At 70.1% G+C, this 20,607-nt stretch carries 20 protein-coding genes and 2 tRNA genes; 15 read left to right on the plus strand and 7 right to left on the minus strand.

Features of this window, described 5'->3' with window-relative positions:
* Position 1: 1 nt before the first annotated feature.
* The 3 genes from AC3CBB_RS02250 to AC3CBB_RS02260 are packed head-to-tail and all read left to right on the plus strand — an operon-like array spanning position 2 to position 2,833.
* Positions 2-1,507 carry an ABC transporter ATP-binding protein gene (locus AC3CBB_RS02250; RefSeq protein ID WP_488625824.1) on the plus strand — a complete coding sequence of 502 codons (1,506 nt, stop codon included), beginning with the start codon at positions 2-4 and terminating at the stop codon, positions 1,505-1,507.
* Positions 1,504-2,298: an energy-coupling factor transporter transmembrane component T family protein gene (locus AC3CBB_RS02255; RefSeq protein ID WP_488625825.1), complete on the plus strand. Its 795-nt coding sequence runs from the start codon at positions 1,504-1,506 to the stop codon at positions 2,296-2,298. The genes AC3CBB_RS02250 and AC3CBB_RS02255 overlap by 4 nt, the downstream gene beginning before the upstream one ends.
* Entirely contained in the window at positions 2,291-2,833 is a 543-nt protein-coding gene (locus AC3CBB_RS02260; protein ID WP_488625826.1) for a nucleoside/nucleotide kinase family protein, read from the plus strand. The genes AC3CBB_RS02255 and AC3CBB_RS02260 overlap by 8 nt, the downstream gene beginning before the upstream one ends.
* Here AC3CBB_RS02260 and AC3CBB_RS02265 read toward each other — a convergent pair.
* Positions 2,830-5,004, minus strand: coding sequence for an acyltransferase family protein (locus tag AC3CBB_RS02265; protein ID WP_488625827.1), 2,175 nt, complete (start codon positions 5,002-5,004; stop codon positions 2,830-2,832). The genes AC3CBB_RS02260 and AC3CBB_RS02265 overlap by 4 nt on opposite strands.
* 128 nt (positions 5,005-5,132) lie before the next feature.
* Here AC3CBB_RS02265 and AC3CBB_RS02270 point away from each other — a divergent pair, with 128 nt between their 5' ends.
* Positions 5,133-6,716, plus strand: a complete 1,584-nt coding sequence (locus tag AC3CBB_RS02270; protein ID WP_488625828.1) for a glycosyl hydrolase family 28-related protein — start codon at positions 5,133-5,135, stop codon at positions 6,714-6,716.
* A gap of 14 nt (positions 6,717-6,730) precedes the next feature.
* On the opposite strand, the gene AC3CBB_RS02275 is transcribed toward AC3CBB_RS02270, so the two are convergent.
* The 4 genes from AC3CBB_RS02275 to orn all read right to left on the minus strand — a co-directional run bounded on the left by AC3CBB_RS02275 (position 6,731) and on the right by orn (position 10,170).
* The gene (locus AC3CBB_RS02275) at positions 6,731-7,081 is read right to left on the minus strand and encodes a metallopeptidase family protein (protein WP_488625829.1); all 351 of its coding nucleotides are present in this window, start codon (positions 7,079-7,081) and stop codon (positions 6,731-6,733) included.
* Between the two features lie 12 nt (positions 7,082-7,093).
* The gene (locus AC3CBB_RS02280; RefSeq protein ID WP_488625830.1) at positions 7,094-9,262 is read right to left on the minus strand and encodes an acyltransferase family protein; all 2,169 of its coding nucleotides are present in this window, start codon (positions 9,260-9,262) and stop codon (positions 7,094-7,096) included.
* A 156-nt stretch (positions 9,263-9,418) separates the two neighbouring features.
* A tRNA-His gene (locus tag AC3CBB_RS02285) sits at positions 9,419-9,491 on the minus strand.
* 61 nt (positions 9,492-9,552) lie between these two features.
* Entirely contained in the window at positions 9,553-10,170 is a 618-nt protein-coding gene (orn, locus tag AC3CBB_RS02290) for an oligoribonuclease (protein ID WP_488625831.1), read from the minus strand.
* Between the two features lie 102 nt (positions 10,171-10,272).
* On the opposite strand from orn, the gene AC3CBB_RS02295 reads away from it, so the two are divergent.
* From AC3CBB_RS02295 to AC3CBB_RS02315, 5 genes are all read left to right on the plus strand, one after another.
* The gene (locus AC3CBB_RS02295) at positions 10,273-10,554 is read left to right on the plus strand and encodes an oligoribonuclease (RefSeq protein WP_123506108.1); all 282 of its coding nucleotides are present in this window, start codon (positions 10,273-10,275) and stop codon (positions 10,552-10,554) included.
* 56 nt (positions 10,555-10,610) lie between these two features.
* Positions 10,611-10,880 (plus strand): thioredoxin domain-containing protein, encoded by a 270-nt coding sequence (locus AC3CBB_RS02300; protein ID WP_488625832.1) that lies wholly within the window; start codon positions 10,611-10,613, stop codon positions 10,878-10,880.
* A 55-nt stretch (positions 10,881-10,935) separates the two neighbouring features.
* Positions 10,936-12,213: a bifunctional glycosyltransferase family 2/GtrA family protein gene (locus AC3CBB_RS02305; protein WP_488625833.1), complete on the plus strand. Its 1,278-nt coding sequence runs from the start codon at positions 10,936-10,938 to the stop codon at positions 12,211-12,213.
* The gene (locus tag AC3CBB_RS02310) at positions 12,210-14,483 is read left to right on the plus strand and encodes an ArnT family glycosyltransferase (RefSeq protein WP_488625834.1); all 2,274 of its coding nucleotides are present in this window, start codon (positions 12,210-12,212) and stop codon (positions 14,481-14,483) included. Before AC3CBB_RS02305 ends, AC3CBB_RS02310 begins: the two co-directional genes overlap by 4 nt.
* A gap of 55 nt (positions 14,484-14,538) precedes the next feature.
* A tRNA-Arg gene (locus AC3CBB_RS02315) sits at positions 14,539-14,611 on the plus strand.
* Between the two features lie 98 nt (positions 14,612-14,709).
* Here the strand turns inward: AC3CBB_RS02315 and AC3CBB_RS02320 are convergent.
* Both AC3CBB_RS02320 and AC3CBB_RS02325 read right to left on the minus strand, forming a co-directional pair.
* The gene (locus AC3CBB_RS02320) at positions 14,710-15,654 is read right to left on the minus strand and encodes a hypothetical protein (RefSeq protein WP_488625835.1); all 945 of its coding nucleotides are present in this window, start codon (positions 15,652-15,654) and stop codon (positions 14,710-14,712) included.
* Between the two features lie 122 nt (positions 15,655-15,776).
* On the minus strand, positions 15,777-16,091 hold the full coding sequence (locus AC3CBB_RS02325) for a hypothetical protein (protein WP_233579976.1): 315 nt from the start codon (positions 16,089-16,091) through the stop codon (positions 15,777-15,779).
* Positions 16,092-16,195: 104 nt separating this feature from the next.
* Here AC3CBB_RS02325 and msrA point away from each other — a divergent pair, with 104 nt between their 5' ends.
* The 6 genes from msrA (at position 16,196) to AC3CBB_RS02355 (ending at position 20,430) form a co-directional block, all read left to right on the plus strand.
* Positions 16,196-16,723, plus strand: coding sequence for a peptide-methionine (S)-S-oxide reductase MsrA (gene msrA / locus AC3CBB_RS02330; RefSeq protein WP_488625836.1), 528 nt, complete (start codon positions 16,196-16,198; stop codon positions 16,721-16,723).
* Between the two features lie 43 nt (positions 16,724-16,766).
* Positions 16,767-17,003 carry a methyltransferase gene (locus AC3CBB_RS02335; RefSeq protein WP_488625837.1) on the plus strand — a complete coding sequence of 79 codons (237 nt, stop codon included), beginning with the start codon at positions 16,767-16,769 and terminating at the stop codon, positions 17,001-17,003.
* A gap of 106 nt (positions 17,004-17,109) precedes the next feature.
* A complete protein-coding gene (locus AC3CBB_RS02340) occupies positions 17,110-17,658 on the plus strand; it encodes a single-stranded DNA-binding protein (RefSeq protein ID WP_123506101.1) in 549 nt (182 codons plus the stop codon).
* A 33-nt stretch (positions 17,659-17,691) separates the two neighbouring features.
* On the plus strand, positions 17,692-18,192 hold the full coding sequence (locus AC3CBB_RS02345) for a DUF6993 domain-containing protein (RefSeq protein ID WP_123506100.1): 501 nt from the start codon (positions 17,692-17,694) through the stop codon (positions 18,190-18,192).
* Positions 18,193-18,271: 79 nt separating this feature from the next.
* Entirely contained in the window at positions 18,272-19,954 is a 1,683-nt protein-coding gene (gene ettA / locus AC3CBB_RS02350; RefSeq protein ID WP_488625838.1) for an energy-dependent translational throttle protein EttA, read from the plus strand.
* 2 nt (positions 19,955-19,956) lie between these two features.
* Entirely contained in the window at positions 19,957-20,430 is a 474-nt protein-coding gene (locus tag AC3CBB_RS02355; RefSeq protein WP_123506099.1) for an acyl-CoA thioesterase, read from the plus strand.
* Positions 20,431-20,607 lie beyond the last annotated feature (177 nt).

Here is a 20,607-nt window from a genome sequence, read left to right on the forward strand (position 1 = left end):
GGTGGCCTCCGCAGGCGGGGGCGGGGGCTCCAGGGTCGAAGCGCGCGGCTGGTCGTGGCGGCATGCGGGGAGGCGAGTTCCTGCGGTCCGGGATCTCGACCTCGTGATCGAACCGGGGGAGCGCGTCTTGCTGCTGGGCGCGTCGGGCGCGGGCAAGTCGACCCTGCTCGCCGGGCTGGCGGGCGTGCTCGGCGGTGACGACGAGGGCGACGAGACGGGCTCGCTGACTCTCGACGGCGCGTCAGCCGCCTCGCAACGCGGGCGCGCCGGGCTCGTGCTGCAGGACCCGGACTCGCAGGTGATCCTCGCGCGTGTCGGCGACGACGTGGCGTTCGGGCCCGAGAACCTCGGGGTGCCGCGCGACGAGATCTGGCGTCGGGTGCGCTCGGCCCTCGATGCCGTCGGGCTCGACCTGCCGCTCGATCGCTCGACGTCGGAGCTCTCGGGCGGCCAGAAGCAGCGGCTCGCGCTCGCCGGAGCCCTCGCCATGCAGCCGGGCCTCCTGCTGCTCGATGAGCCGACGGCCAATCTGGATCCCGCCGGAGTCACGGAGGTGCGCGACGCCGTCGCCCGGGTCGTCGCGCAGACGGGAGCCACCCTGGTGGTCGTCGAGCACCGCGTGTCGGTCTGGCTGCCCGTCGTCGACCGGGTCGTCGTGCTCGCACCCGGCGGGGGAGTGGTCGCCGACGGCCCCCCCGATGCTGTGCTCGCCGCCCGCGGTGCCGAGCTCGCCGAGTCGGGCGTCTGGGTGCCCGGCGTCGCTCCCGCCTTCCCGGCACGAGTGCCGTCGCCGTCGTCTCCGCTACTCGAGATCGACAGCCTGTCGGTCGGCCGTCGACCTCGCGTCGCCGTCGCCGACGGCATCACCGCGACGGTCTCATCGGGTCGCGCCCTCGCGGTCACCGGCCCGAACGGCGTGGGCAAGTCGACGCTCGCCCTCACTGCGGCCGGGCTCCTGCCGCCCGTCGGCGGCCGGCTCCGCGCCTCCGGACCCCTCAGCCTCGGGGCTTCCGACCACCCCGTCGACTGGAAGTCGCGCGAGTTGCTGACGCGCATCGGCACCGTCTTCCAGGATCCCGAGCACCAGTTCTTAGCGTCGACGCTGCGGCAGGAACTGGCGACCGGACCACGGGCCCTCCGCCTCGCGCCGCGCGACATCGCCGACCGCACCGACGAGCTCCTCCACCGCCTGAGGCTCGACCACCTGGCCGAGGCCAACCCGTTCACGCTGTCGGGGGGCGAGAAGCGCCGGCTGTCGGTCGCCACCGTCCTTGCGACGAGACCGCGGATCGTCGTGCTCGACGAGCCGACCTTCGGGCAGGATGCCCGGACCTGGCGCGAGCTCGTCGCGCTGTGCGCCGAGCTGCTCGACACCGGCAGCGGCATCGTCGCCGTCACGCACGACGCCGACTTCGTCGACGCGCTCGCTGACGAGGTGCTCGAGCTCGGGGGCGCCTCCGCCCACGCGGTCTCGCGCGTCTCGGCGTCGATCGGGGCGTCGGCATGACCGTGCTCGCGACCATCGCCACCCAGCGGGCTATCGGCCGCGTCAACCCGGTCGCGAAGCTGCTCGCCGCCGTCGTGCTCAGCCTCACGCTGCTGCTGTCGATCGACTGGGTGTCGGCCGGCGTCGCCCTCGTGCTCGAAGCCGGGCTGCTCGCATGGGCCGGCCTGACGCCCGGGCAGCTGCTCCGCCGTACGGCCCCGCTGTGGATCGCCGCGCCCCTCGCCTCCATCACGACCTGCCTCTACGGCCGGGATTCCGGCGCGGCGCTCCTGACGTCGGGATTCATCACCGTCACCCAGGGCTCCGTCGCCCTCGGCCTGGCCATCGGACTGCGCATCCTCGCCATCGGAATCCCCGGCATCGTGCTCTTCGCCACGACCGACCCGACCGATCTCGCCGACGGCCTCGCGCAGGTTCTGCGGCTGCCCAGCCGGTTCGTGCTCGGGGCGCTCGCCGGCATCCGCCTGGTGGGGCTGTTCCAGGACGACTGGCGCCAGCTCGGGCTGGCTCGCCGCGCGCGCGGCGTCGCCGACGTCGGCGGTCTCATCGGCCGCATCCGCCGCGGGGCGGGCATGGCCTTCGCCCTGCTCGTCCTGTCGGTGCGACGCGGCAGCAAGCTCGCCACAGCGATGGAGGCCCGGGGGTTCGGCTCGGACATCGAGCGGACCTGGGCCCGGCCCTCGACCTTCGGCCGGCCGGAGTGGACGCTCGTCGCGATAGCAGCCCTGATCGCGGCTGTGGCCGTCGTCTGCGCTGTCGGCGCGGGCACCTGGGAGATCGTCGTTGGCTGACCTGACGGCGCCGGGTGTCGTCGATAAGCTCGCCCGCCGCGCCCTCGAGTCGGCCTCGAGGCCGGTGGTGCTCATCGACGGCCGCTCGGGCTCGGGCAAGACGACACTCGCCCGGGCTCTCGCTCCGCTCGTCGACGGCTGCCAGCTGGTGGAGCTCGACGACGTGTACCCGGGATGGCGCGGACTGGACGCCGCCTCGCGCGCCGTATCGGAGACGATCCTCGCCCCGGAAGGGCCGGGCCACCGTCGCTGGGACTGGGACGCCGACACGGCGACCGACTGGCGCGCGCTCGATCCGCTGCTGCCGATCGTCGTCGAGGGCGCCGGGGCGATCACACCGGCGTCCGCGGCCCTGGCGACCCTTCGGGTCTGGGTCGAGCTGCCCGACGACGAGCGCTTCGCCCGCGTGCTGGCGCGATCGGACGGCGACGCGTACGCCCGGACCGAGTGGTGGACCATCTGGGCGGCGCAGGAGGACGACCACCTGCGCCGCAACCACCCCCGGAGCCTGGCCGACGTCGAGGTCATCGGCTAGCTCCCCTTTTTCGCCGGCAGCGCTCCCGCCTCGCGGAGCAACTCGTCGAACGCCGGCACGATCTTCTTCGCGAACGCCGTGGTCAGGTGCACGCGATCCTCCTTCACCGGCGCCGTGCCGATGAACGCGGGGCAGAGGTCGGACGCGCACAGCATCGGCCGGGGGTCGACGACGACACCCGTGCGCTTCTCGATCACGGTGGAGTCGGAGGCGAACCGAGTGAACCACGTCTTCTGGGTGCGAGTCAGGCAGTTGGCGGGGGTGCTCCGCGGCGTGTAGCACGCCACGATGTCGGCTTCGTCGGGCGGCGGAGCCAGAAGGGCGATCTTCGACTCGTCCGGGATCGCGCCGAGGTGCTCGGCCAGCCCGCCCGACCAGCGCTCCGCCGTGACGGGTGCGCCGGTGTCGTCGTCGGTCAGCTCCTGGTACGAGTTGGTCACGATGACGAGATCCGGCTTCGACTGGCGCAGGAACTCGACCGTCTCGGAATTGTGCTGCGCGCACCTCGCCAGGATTCCGGCCGTGTCGTTCTGGATGGGTACGGCGACGAAGGGGCACGCGAACATGGCCCGGTTCTGCAGCCGCAGCCCGCTGTTCTCGGAGGTCGCGACGCCGACGAGGGAGTCGAGGTAGTGCATCGCCGTGGAGTCGCCCACGAGCACCGCAGTCGTCTCGGCATCGGCCGCGCCCCACGTGCACTCCTCCTGGGGGATCCCGCGCTCGTCGGCCTCGCCGCAGCGCAGCACGTCGCTGCCTTCCCGGCTGCCGTCGAGAACCGAGTCGAGGCTGGGGTCGAGCGCGGGCCAGGCATTCGCGGCGAGAGCCGCGCGGATCTCCGTCTGGAGGGCGGCGACCGCGGGGCCGGCTGTCGCCTCGGCCGCCGCGTCAGCCGTCGCCGACGGGTTCGGCGTCACCGCCCCGGCCGCCGCCGCCGCGGGCGGGAGGACGGGCGCCACCGGGGACTCGCCAGGCAGCAGCGCAGCTGCGAGGCCGAGCGTCGTCGCACCGACGAGCACGCCCAGCCCGGCACGGCGGACGCCCGGCCCGACCTCGGCCCGCCACGCCGACCACCGCCTGCGCCGCCGCTCGGGAGACAGCCCCGTCGTCGGCCACGGTGATCGGAGCGCGGGCATTTCGATCAGGGCGTGCGAGGCCGCGGAGAGAACCACGCTGAACGCGATCAGCACTGCGGAGGCCCACGGAGCGTCGGGCAGGAGCGTGGCTCCGAGGATCACGACCGGGAAGTGCCACAGGTAGAGCGCGTAGGACAGCGTGCCCAGTCGCTGAGCGAGCGGATTGGACAGGAGCGGGCACCACGGCTGGCTGCTGCCGGTCGAGCCCGTTCCGGACGCAATCACCGCCGCCGTAGCGAGAACCGGCGCCAGCGCCCACGGTCCCGGCAGGGGGAAGGAGTCGTCGAGGAGGAACAGGCTCGCCCCGATTCCGGCCAGGCCGCTCCAGCACAGTACCGTGCGAGCCGCCCCGGGCAGGCCCGCGAGAGCAGGCCCCATCACGGCGAGGAGCGCGCCCGCCCCGAGCTCCCAGGAGCGAGTCGCCGTCGAGAAGTACGCGCTCGTCGGGTTGGCGGCCGTCACGACCACCGCCACGACGAACGAAGCGGCCACGCCTGCCCCGAGGACCCCGCCCAGCGCGAGGCGACGAGCGCGGTCGGACGCCCTCCTGGTAGCCACGAGCACCACCGCGATGACGGCCGGCCAGACGAAGTAGAACTGCTCCTCGACCGAGAGCGACCAGAAGTGCTGGAGAGGGGAGACCGGTCCCTGCGACTGGAAGTAGTCGGTGCCGGCTCGCTCGAAGCGCACGTTGGCGCCGAAGGCGGCGGCCCAGAGCGCGTCGACACCGATCTGGCCGGCGCGCGCCGCATTCGCTGTGAGGCGGGCGGCGACGACAGTCGCCGCGAGGACGACGACGGCCAGCGGCAGGATCCGCTTCACTCGACGGACGTAGAACGCGCCGAAGTCGATCCGCCCCGATCGCTCCGCCTCGCGGATCAGCAGGCCTGTGATCAGGAAGCCCGAGATGACGAAGAACACGTCGACGCCGAGGAACCCGCCGGACGGCCAGGCCACGGTGTGATCGAGGACGACCGCGCCGACGGCGACGGCCCGCAGGCCCTGGATGTCGGCGCGAAGGACGGTCGGGGCTGTCATCGGGCTCCTCCCGTCGGGGTCGTCGTGGACTCTCTCGACGAGAGGATGCCGCAGGTCGGCGGCATACCGCAGAATTTGTCCACAGGTGATGAAAGCATGAGGCATATAGTACTGATATGGTTCAACTCATGCCCTCACCCACCCCGTCCGACAGCCGACGCGGCTTCCTCGCAGCGGGCGGCCTGGCCGCGGCCGGCGCCGTCGTCGGCAGCCTCTCGTCCGCAGGGCCGGCCGTCGCAGCCGCCGATCCGGAGACCTCGCCCCGGGTCTCCGTCGACGTGACCGAGCACGGAGCCAAGCCCGACGGCAAGACCGACTGCACGAAAGCCTTCGCCGCCGCTATCGCCGCGGCCGCCGTGGTGCGAGGGCGCGTCGTCGTCCCAGCCGGCGACTACCTCATCGAATCCGTGACCGTTCCGAGCCTCGTGAAGATCCAGGGGCTGGGCGCCGATGTCAGCCGCTACGGCGCGAGCACGTCGGGCGGCGTCAACCTGAAGCACCGGGCCGCCTCGACCCAGCCCATGATGATCGTGAACGGCAACGGCATCACTCTCGAGAACCTCGGCCTCCAGGGGAACGGCTCGGCCGCCCCGCTGATCCGCGTCGACAACGGGTTCGAATCGCGGTTCGAGCGGCTCCAGCTCTCGGGAGTCGCGGGCACCGCACTCCAGGTCGAGCGGGTCAACAACAACCTCTGGACTGACGTCTTCGTCAACAACAGCGGCTCCGCCTCGGCGGCCGCGGTCGTCTTCAAGTCGCCCAAGACGGGTACCAACTCGAACACGATTACGTGCGTGAACCTGACGATCGAGGGCAGCCCCGGGCCCGCGCTCGACCTGGGCTACGGCACGTCGTCTGACTACTTCGTCGAATTCGTGCGGCTCATCGCCCTCCACGTCGAGGCGCTCCAGAAAGGAGCGGATCCGGCAGGCCTCGTCCGCATCGGCAACGTCCGCCAGGTCGAGCTGATCGCCCCGGTCATCTACGGCGGCCCCGGGCCGCTGATGGTCCACGACGAGCGGGCGGCGCGCGGCATCGAGCTGTGGGGCGGCATTCGCGTGATCGGCGGCGCGCTTCTCGGCGTCGATCCCGCCCAGGTGAGCGGACCGAGTCCTGTCCTCGTCAAGCTGGCCAGAGGGGCCGACTTCTCGCTCGCGGGCACCCGCCTGGGCCGCTTCACGAAGGCCGGCGTCGAGCTCGACGCGACCTACGGGTCTCGGTTCCTCGTCGACCCGACCTGCCGCATCCAGAACTGGGGTGGCTCGGTGCCGCTTCTCGACCACCGCGCGAACGGGTCGGACTTCGCATGGGCGTGGCCGGCTGGCCTCTCGGTGGGCGGCGACGCCTCGTTCGCGGGACGAACGACGATCAGCGGGCATCTGTCGACGCCAGCCACACCCGAGGCATCGCCGACCGCGGCGGCCCTCGCCGGACTGGGCAAGCCGACAACCGCCCCCACGGTGGCCGGAACCGATACGGCGGGCCGAATCTCGGTGACTGCAGGGGCGTCACCGGCGAAGGCCGGTCAGGTGCGGGTCACCTTCGCCGAGCCGTTCGAGCGGCGTCCGACAGTGATGGTGACACCGGCGACGTCATCGGGCGGTCCGCGCGGTGTCTACGTTCAAGCGTCGAAGTCGTTCTTCGACGTCTGCCTGAGCTCCGCCCTCCCAGCGCGCGGCTCGGCCGACTTCAACTACGTCGTCATCGGATGATCGACTTGCCGGGGTCAGGCCCAGCCCAGCTCGTGGAGCTTGGCGTCGTCGAATCCGTAGAAGTGGCCGATCTCGTGAACGAGGGTCACGTGGATCTCGTCTTTCAGCTCCTCGATGTCGTCGACCGCGGCCAGGTGCGGCTCGCGGTACAGGATGATGCGGTCGGGCAGTTCTCCGAAGCCGTACTGGCCCCGCTCGGTCAGGCTGACCCCGTCGTAGAGGCCGAGCAGGTCGAGCGAGCCGTCTTCGGGGCGGTCCTCGGTCACGAACGCGACGTTCTCGAGCCCGTCGACCATGTCATCGGGCAGCTGGTCGAGCTCGTCGACGACGAGCCGCTCGAACTCGTCCGCGCTGATGTCGTGCATGACGTCACTCTGTCACGGAGAAGCCGTACGCCCGGTCGGAACATCGGCCTCGAGCAGGAGTTCGAGCAGGGCGCCGGCGATGACGTGCGCGTAGGCGGGCGTCATGTGAACGGCGTCGTCTTTCACCGGCGTCGTTCCGATAAAGGCCGGGCACACGTTCTGAAGACAGAACAGCGGTCGAGAGTCGACGACAGCTGCGCGGACTCCATCGAATGCGGAGCGCGTGGCGGCGGCTGCCGTCAGCCAGGCCTCGGAAGTCCGCGTGATGCACGACTGCGGAGAGCTGCGTGGCGTGTAGCACTCCTGGAGGTTGGCACCCGCCGGCGGCGGCGTCAGCGCGACGACCCTCGAGCCCGCTTCAGCGATAGCGCTGGCGAAGGATGCGGTGCCGGCTGCCCATTCGGCCGACGTCACCGCGGCGTCCGTGTCGGAGTGAACCCGCTCGACCCACGTGTTCGCGACGATCACGACGTCAGGCCTCGTCTCGGCGAGGGACGCCGCCACGGTCCGGTTGTGCCGGTCGCACTCGGCAGTCCGGCCAGTTTCGTCGGCGAGGGAGATGTCGACGAACGAGCAGCCAAAGCGTGCCAAGGCGGTGAGCTGCCAGTCGGTCGACGGCTTCTCGGCAATGTCGACGAGCGTGTCGAGGTAGCGCATGGCGACCGAGTCGCCGACGAGCGCGACAGTGGTCCCGGCACCCTCGGAGCCCCAGGTGCATTCCGACAACGGCAGGCGGGTGTCGTCGTCGGCACCGCACCGCGCGAGGCTCGTGCCCGCGCGGGTGCCGTCGAGAATGCTGTCGATCGTGGGGTCGAGCACGGGCCACGAGGTGGCGGCGAGGGCGGTGCGGATCTGCGCCTGGATCGCGTCGACGGCCGGTGTGGTCGACGGTTCCGACGTTCCTGCGGCCGTCGGTTCTGACTGGGCAAGCGGGACGACAGGCGCTTCGTCGGTCGAGCGGGGTGCAACGGCGGCAACACCTATGAGCGCGCACGTCGCCAGGGCGAGGAGGCTCAGGCCGACTGGCTTGGCTGTCTTCCCGGTGCTAGCCCGCCATGCCGCCCACCGTGCCTTCTGCGCCGACCGAGACCGCGAGGGCTGCAGCCACGGCGACGTCATCACCGGCTTCTCGACCAGGTGGTGCGACCCGACACCGAGCACGAGGGCCGCAGCGATCGAGGTGATGACAGTCGCTGCCGTGCCTGCGCCGAGCAGCGTCGCCGCGAAGATGAACACGGGGAAGTGCCAGAGGTAGAGCGAGTACGAGATGTCGCCGAGATAGCGGGCGACGGGGTTGGCGAGGACGATCGGCACGGGGGCATCGCTTCGGCTGCCAGCCACGATGACCAGCGCCGTCGCTCCCACCGCCGTCGCGGACCAGGGGCCGGGCACACCGGCGTCTTCCGTGACCAGCAAGAACGAGGCGATGATCCCTGCGAGGCCCAGCCATGAGGCCGCACCGACCAGCTGCCGAGGTATTCGCCGTGCGAATCCCCGGGGTACCACCTCGTGGAGCACCGCGATCAGTGCGCCGACGCCGAGCTCCCACGAGCGGGTGAGAGTCGAGAAGTAGGCCGATGCAGGGGTGGCCTGGGTCGCCTGGACCGCGTACCAGAAGGAGGCGACCACGATCACGGTCATGACGATGGCCAGTCCGGTGACGAGTGCCCGACGACTCACGCGGCCGAGCACGGCGGCGGCGACGATCATGACCACGGGCCAGACGACGTAGAACTGCTCCTCGACGGACAGCGACCAGTAGTGCTGCAGGGGCGAGACGGGCCCCGCCGCCGCGAAGTAGTCGCTGCCGACGGCGGCGAAGTGCCAGTTGGCTGCGAAGAACGCGGCCCAGACGGCATCGACGCCGACGGAGTCGGCCCGCGCCGCATTGAACAGCCCAGGCGCGATGGCGACCGTCGCGATGAGGACGAGAGCGGCCAGGGGCAGGATCCGCTTGACCCGGCGCCGGTAGAAGTCGACGAGCGAGATGCGGCCGGCCTTCTCGTGTTCGCGAAGCAGCAGCGAGGTGATCAGGAAGCCCGAGAGGACGAAGAACACGTCCACACCGAGGAATCCGCCGACGGGCTTCTCGGTGAGGTGGTTGGCGACGACTCCGACCACGGCAAGGGCTCGGAGACCCTGGATGTCAAGTCGGACGCGTCGGGGCGCAGTTGTAGTCACAACTCAAAAGAATATCACTCACAAATCCGATATTCTACTTCGTCGCAGTCAGACGTGTGCCCCCTGTTGCGTTTTTCAGGCGCTCGCGCCTGAAAAACAAAACCAGCACGGAACCCGAAAAGGTCCCGTCCCTACGGGACAGGACCTTCTCATTCGGGTGAGTAACGGGGCTTGAACCCGCGACCTCCTAGACCACAACCAGGCGCTCTACCAGCTGAGCTATACCCACCATGCGGCTCCGCCCGTCGAGCTGGCGAGAGCTCTTCGAACGAAGCAACTCCGAAAGTCTATTACAGTCTCGGAGCCCATTTCGCCACAACCGCGTTCGAGATGCCCTGGACGTCCTCCGTGGAGGGTCCCGGCTCGGCCACGAAGCCCGCGAGTCGGTAGTACTCGAGCTCGCGGATCGACTCGAGGATGTCGGCGAGGGCGCGGTGTCCGCCGTTCTTGGCGGGGGCGTTGAAGTACACGCGGGGGAACCAGCGGCGGGCCAGCTCCTTAATGGACGAGACGTCGACGCTGCGGTAGTGCAGGTGACCGTCCACTCGCGGCATGTACTTCGCGAGGAAGGTCCGGTCGGTGCCGATGGTGTTCCCCGCGATGGGCGCGGTACCGGCGTCGGGCACGTACTCGAGGATGTAGTTGAGCACCTCGTACTCGGCTTCGGCGAGGCTCTTGCCGTTCGGGATCTCGGTGATGAGGCCCGACGAGGTGTGCATGTTCGTCACGAACTCGCCCATGTTGTCGAGGGCGGCCTGGTCGGGTCTGATGACGATGTCGAATCCGGGGTGCACCGGTACGAGGTCGAAGTCGGTGATGACGACGGCCACCTCGACCAGTTCGTCGATGCCGAGGTCGAGCCCGGTCATCTCGCAGTCGATCCAGACCAGTCTGTCGCTTGAAGCCATGTCGCGAGTCTAGCGACGTGGAGACGACCTTCCCAGGCGGGGCCGGTGGCCTTCCTGCTGCATCCTGAACCTGGGCTGGACTCCGGCTGGTAGACATGACGAATGACTGACAACAAGCTCACCGTGGCCGAAGGCGCAGAATACGTCGTGTTCTTCGAGGGCGGCCCGAGCGACGGGCGCACCGACAAGCGCGTCTCGACCACCGGCACCTACGACGACGAGATCACCGACTTCGTGCTGATCGACGGCACCGAGACGGGGATCGTGTACACCGCGACCTCGGCGAAGATGGTCGGCGAGCAGCTCCAGGTGCACTACGCGCTCGATGCGAAGGACAGCGACCCGGTCGAAGACCCCGAAGACCGCCGCGAGAGCACCAACTGACCACCTGACCACGCACTGAACGGAATGCCTGACGGGCCCACGGAGTTGGGCCCGTCATGCGTTTAGAGCTGTACACGTCGGCGTTCTGCGGGGCGTGCCATGCCGCGCGGGGTGCTGTTGCGGAGGCGGTGGGGCTCGTTCCTGCGCTCGAGGCCTCGGAGAAGGACGTCGCGTTCTTCCCCGACGAGGCTGAGGCTCGGGGCATCGAGGCGACGCCGACGATCCTGCTGACCGATGACGACGGCGCGGAGCTCTTCCGGTCCGCCGGAGTGCCCACCGTTCCGCAGCTGCTCACGGCCGTCGCCAGGCATCTTCCCGGTTCATAGCCGTCTCTTGGGGTTCGTGCGACGACCTCATTGAGTCGTTCCGCATTCTCGGTGCATGCCCGAATTCTCCGAGCCTCTCGACCTCGACATCGTCGTGCCCGTCTTCAACGAGCAGGCGACTCTCGTGCAGAGCGTCACCGCGTTGCACGCCTTCCTCTCGCGCTCGATGGCGGAGACCTGGCGCATCACGATCGCCGACAACGCCTCGACCGACGCGACGCCCGCGCTCGCCGATCGACTGGCGCAGGAACTCGAGGGGGTCACCTCGGTCCACCTGCTCGAGAAGGGCCGTGGCCGGGCCCTCAAGCAGGTCTGGTCGCAGTCTGACGCGACCGTGCTCGTGTACGTCGACGAGGATCTCTCGACCGACCTCTCGGCGTTGAGGCCGCTGGTCGCCCCGTTGCTCTCGGGGCACTCCGACCTCGCGATCGGCACCCGGCTCGACCGCTCGTCGCGCGTCAACCGCGGCGGCAAGCGCGAGTTCATCTCGCGCACCTACAACCTGCTGCTGCGGCGCACGATGGGTGTGTCGTTCAGCGACGCGCAGTGCGGCTTCAAGGCGATCCGCCGCGACGTGGCGCAGAGGCTGCTGCCGCTCGTCGAGGACACGGGGTGGTTCTTCGACACCGAGCTGCTGATCCTCGCCGAGCGGTCGGGTCTGCGCATCCACGAGGTGCCCGTCGACTGGGTCGACGACCCGCAGTCGTCCGTCGACATCGTGGCGACGGCCAGCGCCGACCTGCGCGGCATGGTGCGGGTCGCGAGCGGCATCGCCCGCGGGACGATCCCTGTGGCGGCGATCTACGAGGAGATCGGCCGGCACCCGTACGAGCGGACGCAGCAGCCCACGTTCTTCGGGCAGGTGGTGCGCTTCAGCGTGGTGGGCGCGCTCTCGACGGCGGCGTACGCGCTGCTCTACCTCCTCTTCCAGCACGTCGTCCCGGCGCAGGCCGCCAACTTCCTGGCCCTGCTCGTGACGACCATCGCGAACACGGCGGCGAACCGGCGCTTCACCTTCGGCGTTCGCGGCGGCGGTGCGGTCAAGCACCAGGCGCAGGGCCTCATCGTGTTCGGCATCGCCTGGCTGATCACGTCGGGGTCGCTGTTCGGCCTGCACCAGGTCTCGCACGACGCCTCGGCCCACGTGGAGCTCGTCGTGCTGACGGTCGCGAACCTCGTCGCCACCGTCGTGCGGTTCGTGCTGCTGCGCGTGTGGGTGTTCCGGCGGCAGGCGAGGCCCGCGCCGGTGATCAGCCCCCGCAGAGTCAGCGATGATCCTGCGCCGATCACCACCCCCACCACCGAGATCCTGACGAAAGCGAACCAGTCATGAGCACGGCGACTCTCCATCGTCCGTCCGCCACCGCAGAATCCGCCCCCGCCGGCTCGCGCGCACGTCGCGCGGGCCGCTGGCTCGCCTTCGGTCCGACGACCGCGCCGCGCTGGGAGCGGCCGGCCCTCTGGGGTCTGCTCGTGGCGTCGGGCTTCCTCTACATCTGGAACCTGGCGATCTCGGGCTACGCCAACACGTTCTACTCGGCGGCGGTGCAGGCCGGCGCCTCGAACTGGGAGGCGTTCTTCTTCGGCTCCTCGGACGCTGCGAACTCGATCACCGTCGACAAGCCGCCCGCCTCGCTCTGGATCATGGAGCTGTCGGTGCGGCTCTTCGGGCTGTCGTCGTGGAGCATCCTCCTGCCCGAGGCGCTCATGGGCGTCGCCACCGTCCTGCTGGTCTACGTCATCGTGCGGCGCCACTTCTCAGCGGCGACCGCCCTGATCGCGGGCGGCGTGCTCATGCTCACGCCGGTAGCGGTGATGATGTTCCGCTTCAACAACCCGGACGCGATGCTCCTGCTGCTCATGGCGCTCGCCGTCTACCTGACGCTGCGCGGTATCGAGTCGGGCCGGCTGCGCTGGGTCGTCTGGGCAGGCGTCATCGTCGGCTTCGGGTTCCTGACCAAGCAGCTGCAGGCGTTCGTGATCCTGCCCGAGCTCGCAGCGGTCTACTACCTCTGCGCGCCGAGGCGCTGGCTTGCTCGTCTCGGCCACCTGGCCGCGGCCCTGGGCGGTGTCGTGGCCGGCGCCGGCTGGTGGGTTGCCATCGTGTCGCTCTGGCCGGCCGACTCGCGGCCCTACATCGGCGGCTCGCAGACCAACTCGTTCCTGGAGCTGACCTTCGGCTACAACGGCTTCGGCCGCCTCACCGGCGACGAGACCGGCAGCGTCACCGGCGGCACGGGCACCGCGGGCGCCGGATCGTGGGGTGCCACGGGCATCACGCGCCTCTTCGGGTCGGAGATCGGCGGCCAGATCACCTGGCTGCTGCCCGCCGCGCTCATCGTCATGGTGGCCGCCTTCGTGGCCCTCGGGCCTCGTCAGCGCATCGACGCCCGGCGCGCGACGCTCCTGCTGTTCTCGTCGTGGCTCGTCGTCACCGGCCTGGTGTTCAGCTTCGCCGGTGGGATCTTCCACCCGTACTACACGGTCGCTCTAGCCGCACCGATCGCCGGGACCCTCGCCATCGGCGGCTCGATCCTCTGGAAGGCCGGGACCGCGCACTGGTGGCCCCGTGTCGTGCTGGCCGTCGCCATGCTCGTCACGGCGGCCTGGTCGTACGCGCTGCTCGCCCGCGCCGCGGACTGGCTGCCGTGGCTGAAGTTCGTGGTGGTCGCGGGGTGCGTCGCGGCCGCGGTGCTGCTGCTGGTACCGGGCGTGCGGCGTCGTGACGAAGTCGCGGTGTCGGCAGGTTCCGGGTCGGGAGGGGCCTCGTCTGCCGCGACGCCTGCGCCCGCACCGGGGGAGTACCCGGCTCCGGTGGGCCAGGCTCCGGCCGGCGGCATCGCGCCTCCGACGCCACCGCGGGTGCGTGGCCGCGCGCTTGCCGCCAGCACTCTCGTGCTCATGCTGGTCAGCGGACTCCTCGGCCCTCTCGCCTACTCCCTCGAGACGGCGTCGACGGCGCACACCGGCTCGATTCCGTCGGCCGGCCCGGCGGTGGCCTCGTCGCGCGGCGGGTTCGGCGGCGGCGGTCCTGGCGGTGGCGGCAACGGCGGCGGCTTCGGCGGTCAGCGCGGTACTGTCGGCGGCGGCACCGGCACTGCCCCGCGCGGGTTCGGCGGCGCGGGCGGAACCGGCGGCACCGCGACCGGCGCGACCGGAGGCACGGGCGCAGGAACCGGCCCCACCACCGGCGGCTTCACCGGTCGGGGCGCCGGGGGCTTCGGCGGCGCCGGCGGCATCTTCGGCGGCACCTCGACGGTCTCCTCGGCGTTGACGAAACTCCTCCTGGCCGACGCAGACAAGTACACGTGGGTCGCAGCCACCGTCGGATCCGACAACGCCGCGAAGCTCCAGCTCGCGACCCTGCACTCGGTGATGCCGATCGGAGGCTTCAACGGGAGCGATCCGTCGCCCACCCTGGCGGACTTCAAAGCCGACGTCGCCGCCGGCAGGATCCACTACTTCATCGGCGGATCGGTCGGCACGTCGAACGGCGGAAGCGACGCCTCGTCGACGATCGCGGCGTGGGTGCGGTCGAACTTCGCCTCGCAGACCGTGGGGTCCGACACCGTCTACGACCTGACGAACCCGCTCACGGAGTGATGCGCTCGCTCGATTCCGAGGGCCACCTGGCGCGCACGGTATCGTGGAAGCCGACGCCCTCGTAGCTCAGCGGATAGAGCAGGAGCCTTCTAATCTCTTGGTCGCAGGTTCGATTCCTGCCGAGGGCACCGGACTCCAGGCGCGGCCACGCCGCTTTCGCCTCGCGACACCGGCTTTCGCCGGTGTCCTGCGGCGAAAGCGGTGTCGCCGGTCGTCCGAGCCTGCGTCAGGACGTCGGCTGCTCCGCCGCCTCCGGGCTGGTGCGTCGGCGCACATCGTGCGCGCTCACGGGCGAGCTGTAGACGGGCTCGCGCAGACGCTCGACCTCGGCCGTGTCGGTGTGGTCGGCGGGCTCGTCTGCGGCGACCGGGCTCGCGGATGCGGCACTGGAGGTGGAAGCCGTCGTAGCCGACACGGTGGCCGTCTCCGCGGAGACCGGGGCGGCGCTCGTCGCGTCGGCGGACCCGGGCGTGGGCGCTGGGGTCGGCGTGGCAGCCGGGTTCGGCGCGGCAGCCTCGGTCGGCGTGGCAGCCAGGTTCGGCGCGGCCGCCGGGGCAGCGAACGACGGCAGGTCCGTGCGGCGCGCCGACGCCTCCGCCGACAGCCCCGACGCCTCCGCCGACAGCCCCGACGCCTCGGCCGACGGCCCGGCGGCCGCGATCGGCGCGGCTTCGGGCTCCTCCGCCTTCCATCGCTCGATATCGCCCTGGAACAGCCGCTTCGCCCGGCTCGGCTTGGCCTGCCACTCGACGAGCCGGTCTCGCACGTCGGCGAAGGTCTGCTGCGACTGGAAGCTGAACGTGGCCGAGTTCGAACGGATCGACGCGATCTCGTGCTCCGACCAGGCGGCAGCGAGGCCCGCACCCGAGACCGGGAGCAGCCGGAGACGGATGCCGGCCTCGTCGGCGAGCAGTGTCGCGTGCGAGCGCTCATCGGTTCCGAGCGTCGACCAGTCGACCGAGCGGCGCGCGGCGGCTACCAGTGACGTCACGGTCGCCGCCTTGGCCTCGCGCTCCCGGACGTCGAGGATGCGCTTCGACATTCCGCGGCCGATCAAGGCTGCCACGATGCCGGCGACGACGATCGCGACGAAGGGAAGGACCGTGGTGGTGATGACCCGCGTTCCGTCGGCGGACGAGATCCAGTCGATGGCGCTGTTGAACCAGTTCATGCCGCGCAGGCTAGCCCATTCGTACCCCGGTGGCGGGGAACGGAGGCCGCGGTGTCGCGATTAGGCGACCGCCCCGAGTTCCTGCGCTGGATCGGCCCTGTACCCCGAAAGCGACGAGGGGATCAGGCGAAGCGGAAGCAGTCGGTCGCGTCGGAGCGGCTCCAGAACTCGCCGATCTCGATGAAGCGGCGCTGGCGCGGCAGGAAGCGTTTGGCGCGGAACCGCTCGCCGTCGGGGTGCTGGAAGCTCTCGACGTAGCCGAGCACCTCGCCTGTCGGCCGGGTGACCCGTACGAGGCCGTCGTGAAGCTGCACGAGCTTGAGCCCGCTGCGAACCTCGGAGAGGCTGTGCACGTCGGCCCCGGCTGGAGCTGAGACGGCCGGCGCCGTCGCGTATGCGCCCTGGGGAGTCGTCGTGGTGAATTCGATGGTGGTCATGGGTGCCTCTTCTCGCTGTCTGCCGGCCGCCTGGTGGGAACGGTTCGAACATACGTGCGACCACCGACATTCGAAGAGCAGGCGAGGGAGAGTAGGTTCGACGCATGACGACTTTCACGCTCGCTGGTGGCTGCTTCTGGTGTCTCGACGCGGTGTACCGCTCGCTGCAGGGCGTCTCCGACGTCGTCTCGGGCTACACCGGCGGCGTCGCGGCGAACCCGAGCTACGAGGCCGTCTGCACCGGTTCGACCGGCCACGCCGAGGCGGTCCAGGTCACCTTCGACGAGTCGGCGATCCCGGCTGACGTCATTCTCGACGTGTTCTTCACGCTGCACGACCCCCGCCAGCTCAACCGCCAGGGCGCCGACGTCGGCACCCAGTACCGCTCGGCCATGTTCTACACCGACGACGCCCAGAAGGCCGTCTTCGAGGCCGCGCTCGAGCGCGCGTCCGAGGCGTGGGACGGCGGTATCGTCACGACCCTCGAGCCGCTCGGCGACTGGTACGACGCCGAGGAGTACCACCAGAACTTCTTCGCCAAGAACCCCGGCCAGGGCTACTGCCTGGCCGTCGCGCTGCCGAAGGTCAACAAGATCCGCAAGTCGTACGGCAAGTACGTACTCGCCTCCTGAGGCGCGGCATCGGGCCGCGCCCGACACAGTAAGGAGCTCAATGATGAGCAGCAGCAGCAGCAGCAGCAGCAGCAGCACCAGCACCACCAGCCCCACGTGGGTCGCATTCGGTCCCGCCGGCGTCGTCGGGTCCATCCACCGCACCGACGACGGCTTCGCCATCCGGATGTCGTCCGAAGGCGCGTATCACGGGGCGTTCCCGACGCTGGACATCGCCAAGAGCGCCGTCCACGCGGCGCTCGGGCCGGGTGTCGACCGTCCGGAGTTCAGCGAGCACTGATCGACTCCACGGCGAATCCTTCTCCACAGGCGGCCGACGGGCCCGATTCATCCACAGATCGGATCGGATCCCGTCGGCCGTCGTCGCGTCCGGCGACGCTTGATCCATGACAGACACGATCTCGCTCACCGGCACCATCGCCACCCAGCTCAAGAGCCTCCGCACCCCCTCGGGCATCAGCATCGCGCGCTTCCGGCTCGCGTCGAGCCAGCGCCGGTTCGACCGGTCGCGCAACGAATGGGTCGACGGCGAGACCAACTGGTACACGGTCACGGCATTCCGGCAGCTCGCCGACAACGCCGGGGCCTCGCTCGGCGTCGGCGACCGCGTCGTCGTCGCCGGCCGCCTCCGCATCCGCCAGTGGGAGAAAGACGGCAAGAGCGGCACGGCCGTCGAAGTGGATGCCGAGTCGCTCGGCCCCGACCTGCTGTTCGGCACCACGACCTTCAGCCGCATGCAGCGCCCCGAGGCGTCTCCCTCTGAGCACCCGCAGGCGCAGGAACCCGACTCCGCCGCCGATCCCGCCGCCGCCACGACCCCCACCCCGCCGGGCCCGGGCGCGGAGCCGCCGTCGGCCTTCCCGTCCGCGCCGCCCGCCGACCCCGCCTCCGCCTCCGACTGGGGTGCGCCCCGTGACGACGAGCAGCCGTTCTGAGGCGCGCGGGGCCCGCCCCCGTACACTCGGAACGTGGCTCTTCGACTCTCGCGCGCTCGCACGGCTGGCCTTGCGGCTGTCGCCGCGGCCGTCGCCCTCGGAGTGGCCGGCTGCACCGCGGGCCAGCAGACAGTCGACCCGACGACCACGTCGCCGCCCACCGGCTCGTCGAGTGCGATCTCGGCCCCGACACCGAGCGCTGTGCCGACCTATTCGGCTGATCTCACGTCGGCGGAGGCCCACACGCTGCTCGATCGCACGATCAAGCAGCTGCTCGCGAAGAACGACAACCCGGACGGCCGCACGGTCGTCGACACGCTGACGACGGCCGGCTTCTCGAAGGCGTCGATGGAGCTGACGCCCGATACGACCTCGATCGGCCGGACGGTCGATTCGATCGAGTTCTCGGTGCTCTGGAAGAAGAAGGTCTGCCTCCTCGGGCAGGTCGGCACCGCGGGCTTCTCGGGCGGCACGGCTCCCGTGCTCTCCACCGGCAAGTGCCTCGTCGGCACGACCCGCGCGATCGACTGGTAGCACTCCGGAGCCTGCTCGTCGACCGGGTCCGCATCCGCCCCGGCGAACCCTCACTGCAACCCCGAATAGACTGGTGCTCATGGCCGAATACATTTACTCGATGGTCCGCGCTCGCAAGACGGTCGGCGACAAGCTGATCCTCGACGATGTGACGATGTCCTTCATCCCCGGCGCGAAGATCGGCGTGGTCGGCCCGAACGGCGCCGGCAAGTCGACGATCCTCAAGATCATGGCGGGCCTCGACACGCCCAGCAACGGCGAGGCGAAGCTGACCCCCGGGTTCACCGTCGGCATCCTCATGCAGGAGCCCGAGCTCGACGAGTCGAAGACGGTGCTCGAGAACGTCCAGGAGGGCGTCGGCCCGATCAAGGGCAAGATCGACCGCTTCAACGAGATCTCGCTGGCCATGGCCGAGCCCGACGCCGACTTCGACGCGCTGCTCGAAGAGATGGGCGGCCTGCAGGAGGAGATCGACGCCGCCGACGCCTGGGACCTCGACTCGCAGCTGGAGCAGGCGATGGACGCCCTCCGCACCCCGCCGGGCGACGCTCAGATCGCGAACCTCTCCGGTGGTGAGAAGCGCCGCGTGGCGCTCTGCAAGCTCCTGCTTCAGAAGCCCGACCTGCTGCTGCTCGACGAGCCCACCAACCACCTCGACGCCGAGAGCGTGCTGTGGCTCGAGCAGCACCTGAGCCAGTACCACGGCGCTGTCCTCGCCGTGACCCACGACCGGTACTTCCTCGACCACGTCGCCGAGTGGATCGCCGAGGTCGACCGCGGACGCCTCTACCCGTACGAGGGCAACTACTCGACCTACCTCGAGAAGAAGGGCGAGCGTCTCAACATCCAGGGCAAGAAAGACGCCAAGCTCGCCAAGCGCCTGTCGTCCGAGCTCGAGTGGGTGCGGAGCAACTCGAAGGGCCGCCAGGCCAAGTCGAAGGCTCGCCTCGCCCGCTACGAAGAGATGGCGACCGAGGCCGAGCGCACCAAGAAGCTCGACTTCGAAGAGATCGTGATCCCCGTGGGTCCGCGCCTCGGCAACCAGGTCATCGACGCCATGGGCCTCGAGAAGGGCTTCGACGGCCGCGTGCTGATCGACAACCTCTCGTTCACCCTGCCGCGCAACGGCATCGTCGGAGTCATCGGCCCGAACGGTGTCGGCAAGACGACGCTCTTCAAGACCATCACCGGTCTCGAGCCCCTCGACGGCGGCGACCTGAGGGTCGGCGAGACGGTCGACATCTCATACGTCGACCAGAACCGCGGCGGCATCGACCCGAACAAGAACCTCTGGGAGGTCGTCTCGGAGGGCCTCGACTACATCCAGGTCGGCAAGACCGAGATCCCGTCGCGCGCCTACGTCTCGCAGTTCGGCTTCAAGGGCCCCGACCAGCAGAAGAAGGCCGGCGTGCTCTCGGGTGGTGAGCGCAACCGCCTCAACCTGGCGCTCACGCTCAAGCAGGGCGGCAACCTGCTGCTGCTCGACGAGCCCACCAACGACCTCGACGTCGAGACCCTGGGCAGCCTCGAGAACGCGCTGCTCGAGTTCCCCGGCTGCGCCGTGGTCATCACCCACGACCGGTGGTTCCTCGACCGGATCGCCACGCACATCCTCGCCTACGAGGGCACCCCCGAGAAGCCGGCCAACTGGTACTGGTTCGAGGGCAACTTCGAGGCGTACGAGGAGAACAAGGTCGAGCGCCTCGGCGCCGACGCAGCCAAGCCGAGCCGCGTCACCTACCGCAAGCTCACGCGAGACTAGGCGTGGCCCGCCTTCAGGTGCCCACCGTCCTGCGGTGGGGCGACCTCGACGCCTACGGCCACGTCAACAACGCCGAGATGCTGCACCTCCTCGAGGAGGCGCGCATCCAGGCGTTCTGGTCGGCGGGCGAAGAGTCCGGCGACCACGGGGCGACCGCGATCCTCGACTCGAGCCCCGGCACGCAGACGTGGTCGCTGATCGCCCGCCAGGAGGTCGAGTACCTGGCACCGATCGCGTACACGCGCCAGCCGCTCGACATCCAGCTCTGGATCGGCCACATGGGCGGCGCGAGCCTCGAGATCTTCTACGAGGTGTTCTCGCCGGTCGGCGTCGAGCCTCGAGTCCTGCACACCCGTGCGGCCTCGACGCTCGTGCTGGTCGATGCCACGACCCAGCGCCCGCGCCGGATCAACGACGCCGAGCGCGCGGCGTGGTCGCCGTTCGTCGACGAGCCGCTCCAGTTCCGGCGCCGGTAGCTTTCGCTCGCGGTCGTTCTCAAGGACTCCCGCACTAGACGTCCTCGTGGCGGGCGCAGGAACTCCGCGCCCTCCTTGCCGGGCTGTCAATGGCAGGGAGCAATCCTCGCTGGCGCCCTCCCCGTCCTTACCTGAGTGACGACGGCGGGCGCACGTCGGGCCGCGCACGGGCGCACG

The sequence above is a fragment of the Frondihabitans sp. OV104 genome (assembly GCF_057787745.1).

Bases quoted from the DNA above. Each gene is read 5' to 3' on its own strand.
- AC3CBB_RS02255 (WP_488625825.1), top strand. From the start codon at position 1,504: ATGACCGTGCTCGCGACCATCGCCACCCAGCGGGCTATCGGCCGCGTC.
- AC3CBB_RS02265 (WP_488625827.1), bottom strand. From the start codon at position 5,004: ATGACAGCCCCGACCGTCCTTCGCGCCGACATCCAGGGCCTGCGGGCC.
- AC3CBB_RS02270 (WP_488625828.1), top strand. From the start codon at position 5,133: ATGCCCTCACCCACCCCGTCCGACAGCCGACGCGGCTTCCTCGCAGCG.
- AC3CBB_RS02275 (WP_488625829.1), bottom strand. From the start codon at position 7,081: ATGCACGACATCAGCGCGGACGAGTTCGAGCGGCTCGTCGTCGACGAG.
- orn (WP_488625831.1), bottom strand. From the start codon at position 10,170: ATGGCTTCAAGCGACAGACTGGTCTGGATCGACTGCGAGATGACCGGG.
- AC3CBB_RS02295 (WP_123506108.1), top strand. From the start codon at position 10,273: ATGACTGACAACAAGCTCACCGTGGCCGAAGGCGCAGAATACGTCGTG.
- AC3CBB_RS02300 (WP_488625832.1), top strand. From the start codon at position 10,611: ATGCGTTTAGAGCTGTACACGTCGGCGTTCTGCGGGGCGTGCCATGCC.
- AC3CBB_RS02305 (WP_488625833.1), top strand. From the start codon at position 10,936: ATGCCCGAATTCTCCGAGCCTCTCGACCTCGACATCGTCGTGCCCGTC.
- AC3CBB_RS02310 (WP_488625834.1), top strand. From the start codon at position 12,210: ATGAGCACGGCGACTCTCCATCGTCCGTCCGCCACCGCAGAATCCGCC.
- AC3CBB_RS02320 (WP_488625835.1), bottom strand. From the start codon at position 15,654: ATGAACTGGTTCAACAGCGCCATCGACTGGATCTCGTCCGCCGACGGA.
- AC3CBB_RS02325 (WP_233579976.1), bottom strand. From the start codon at position 16,091: ATGACCACCATCGAATTCACCACGACGACTCCCCAGGGCGCATACGCG.
- msrA (WP_488625836.1), top strand. From the start codon at position 16,196: ATGACGACTTTCACGCTCGCTGGTGGCTGCTTCTGGTGTCTCGACGCG.
- AC3CBB_RS02335 (WP_488625837.1), top strand. From the start codon at position 16,767: ATGAGCAGCAGCAGCAGCAGCAGCAGCAGCAGCACCAGCACCACCAGC.
- AC3CBB_RS02340 (WP_123506101.1), top strand. From the start codon at position 17,110: ATGACAGACACGATCTCGCTCACCGGCACCATCGCCACCCAGCTCAAG.
- ettA (WP_488625838.1), top strand. From the start codon at position 18,272: ATGGCCGAATACATTTACTCGATGGTCCGCGCTCGCAAGACGGTCGGC.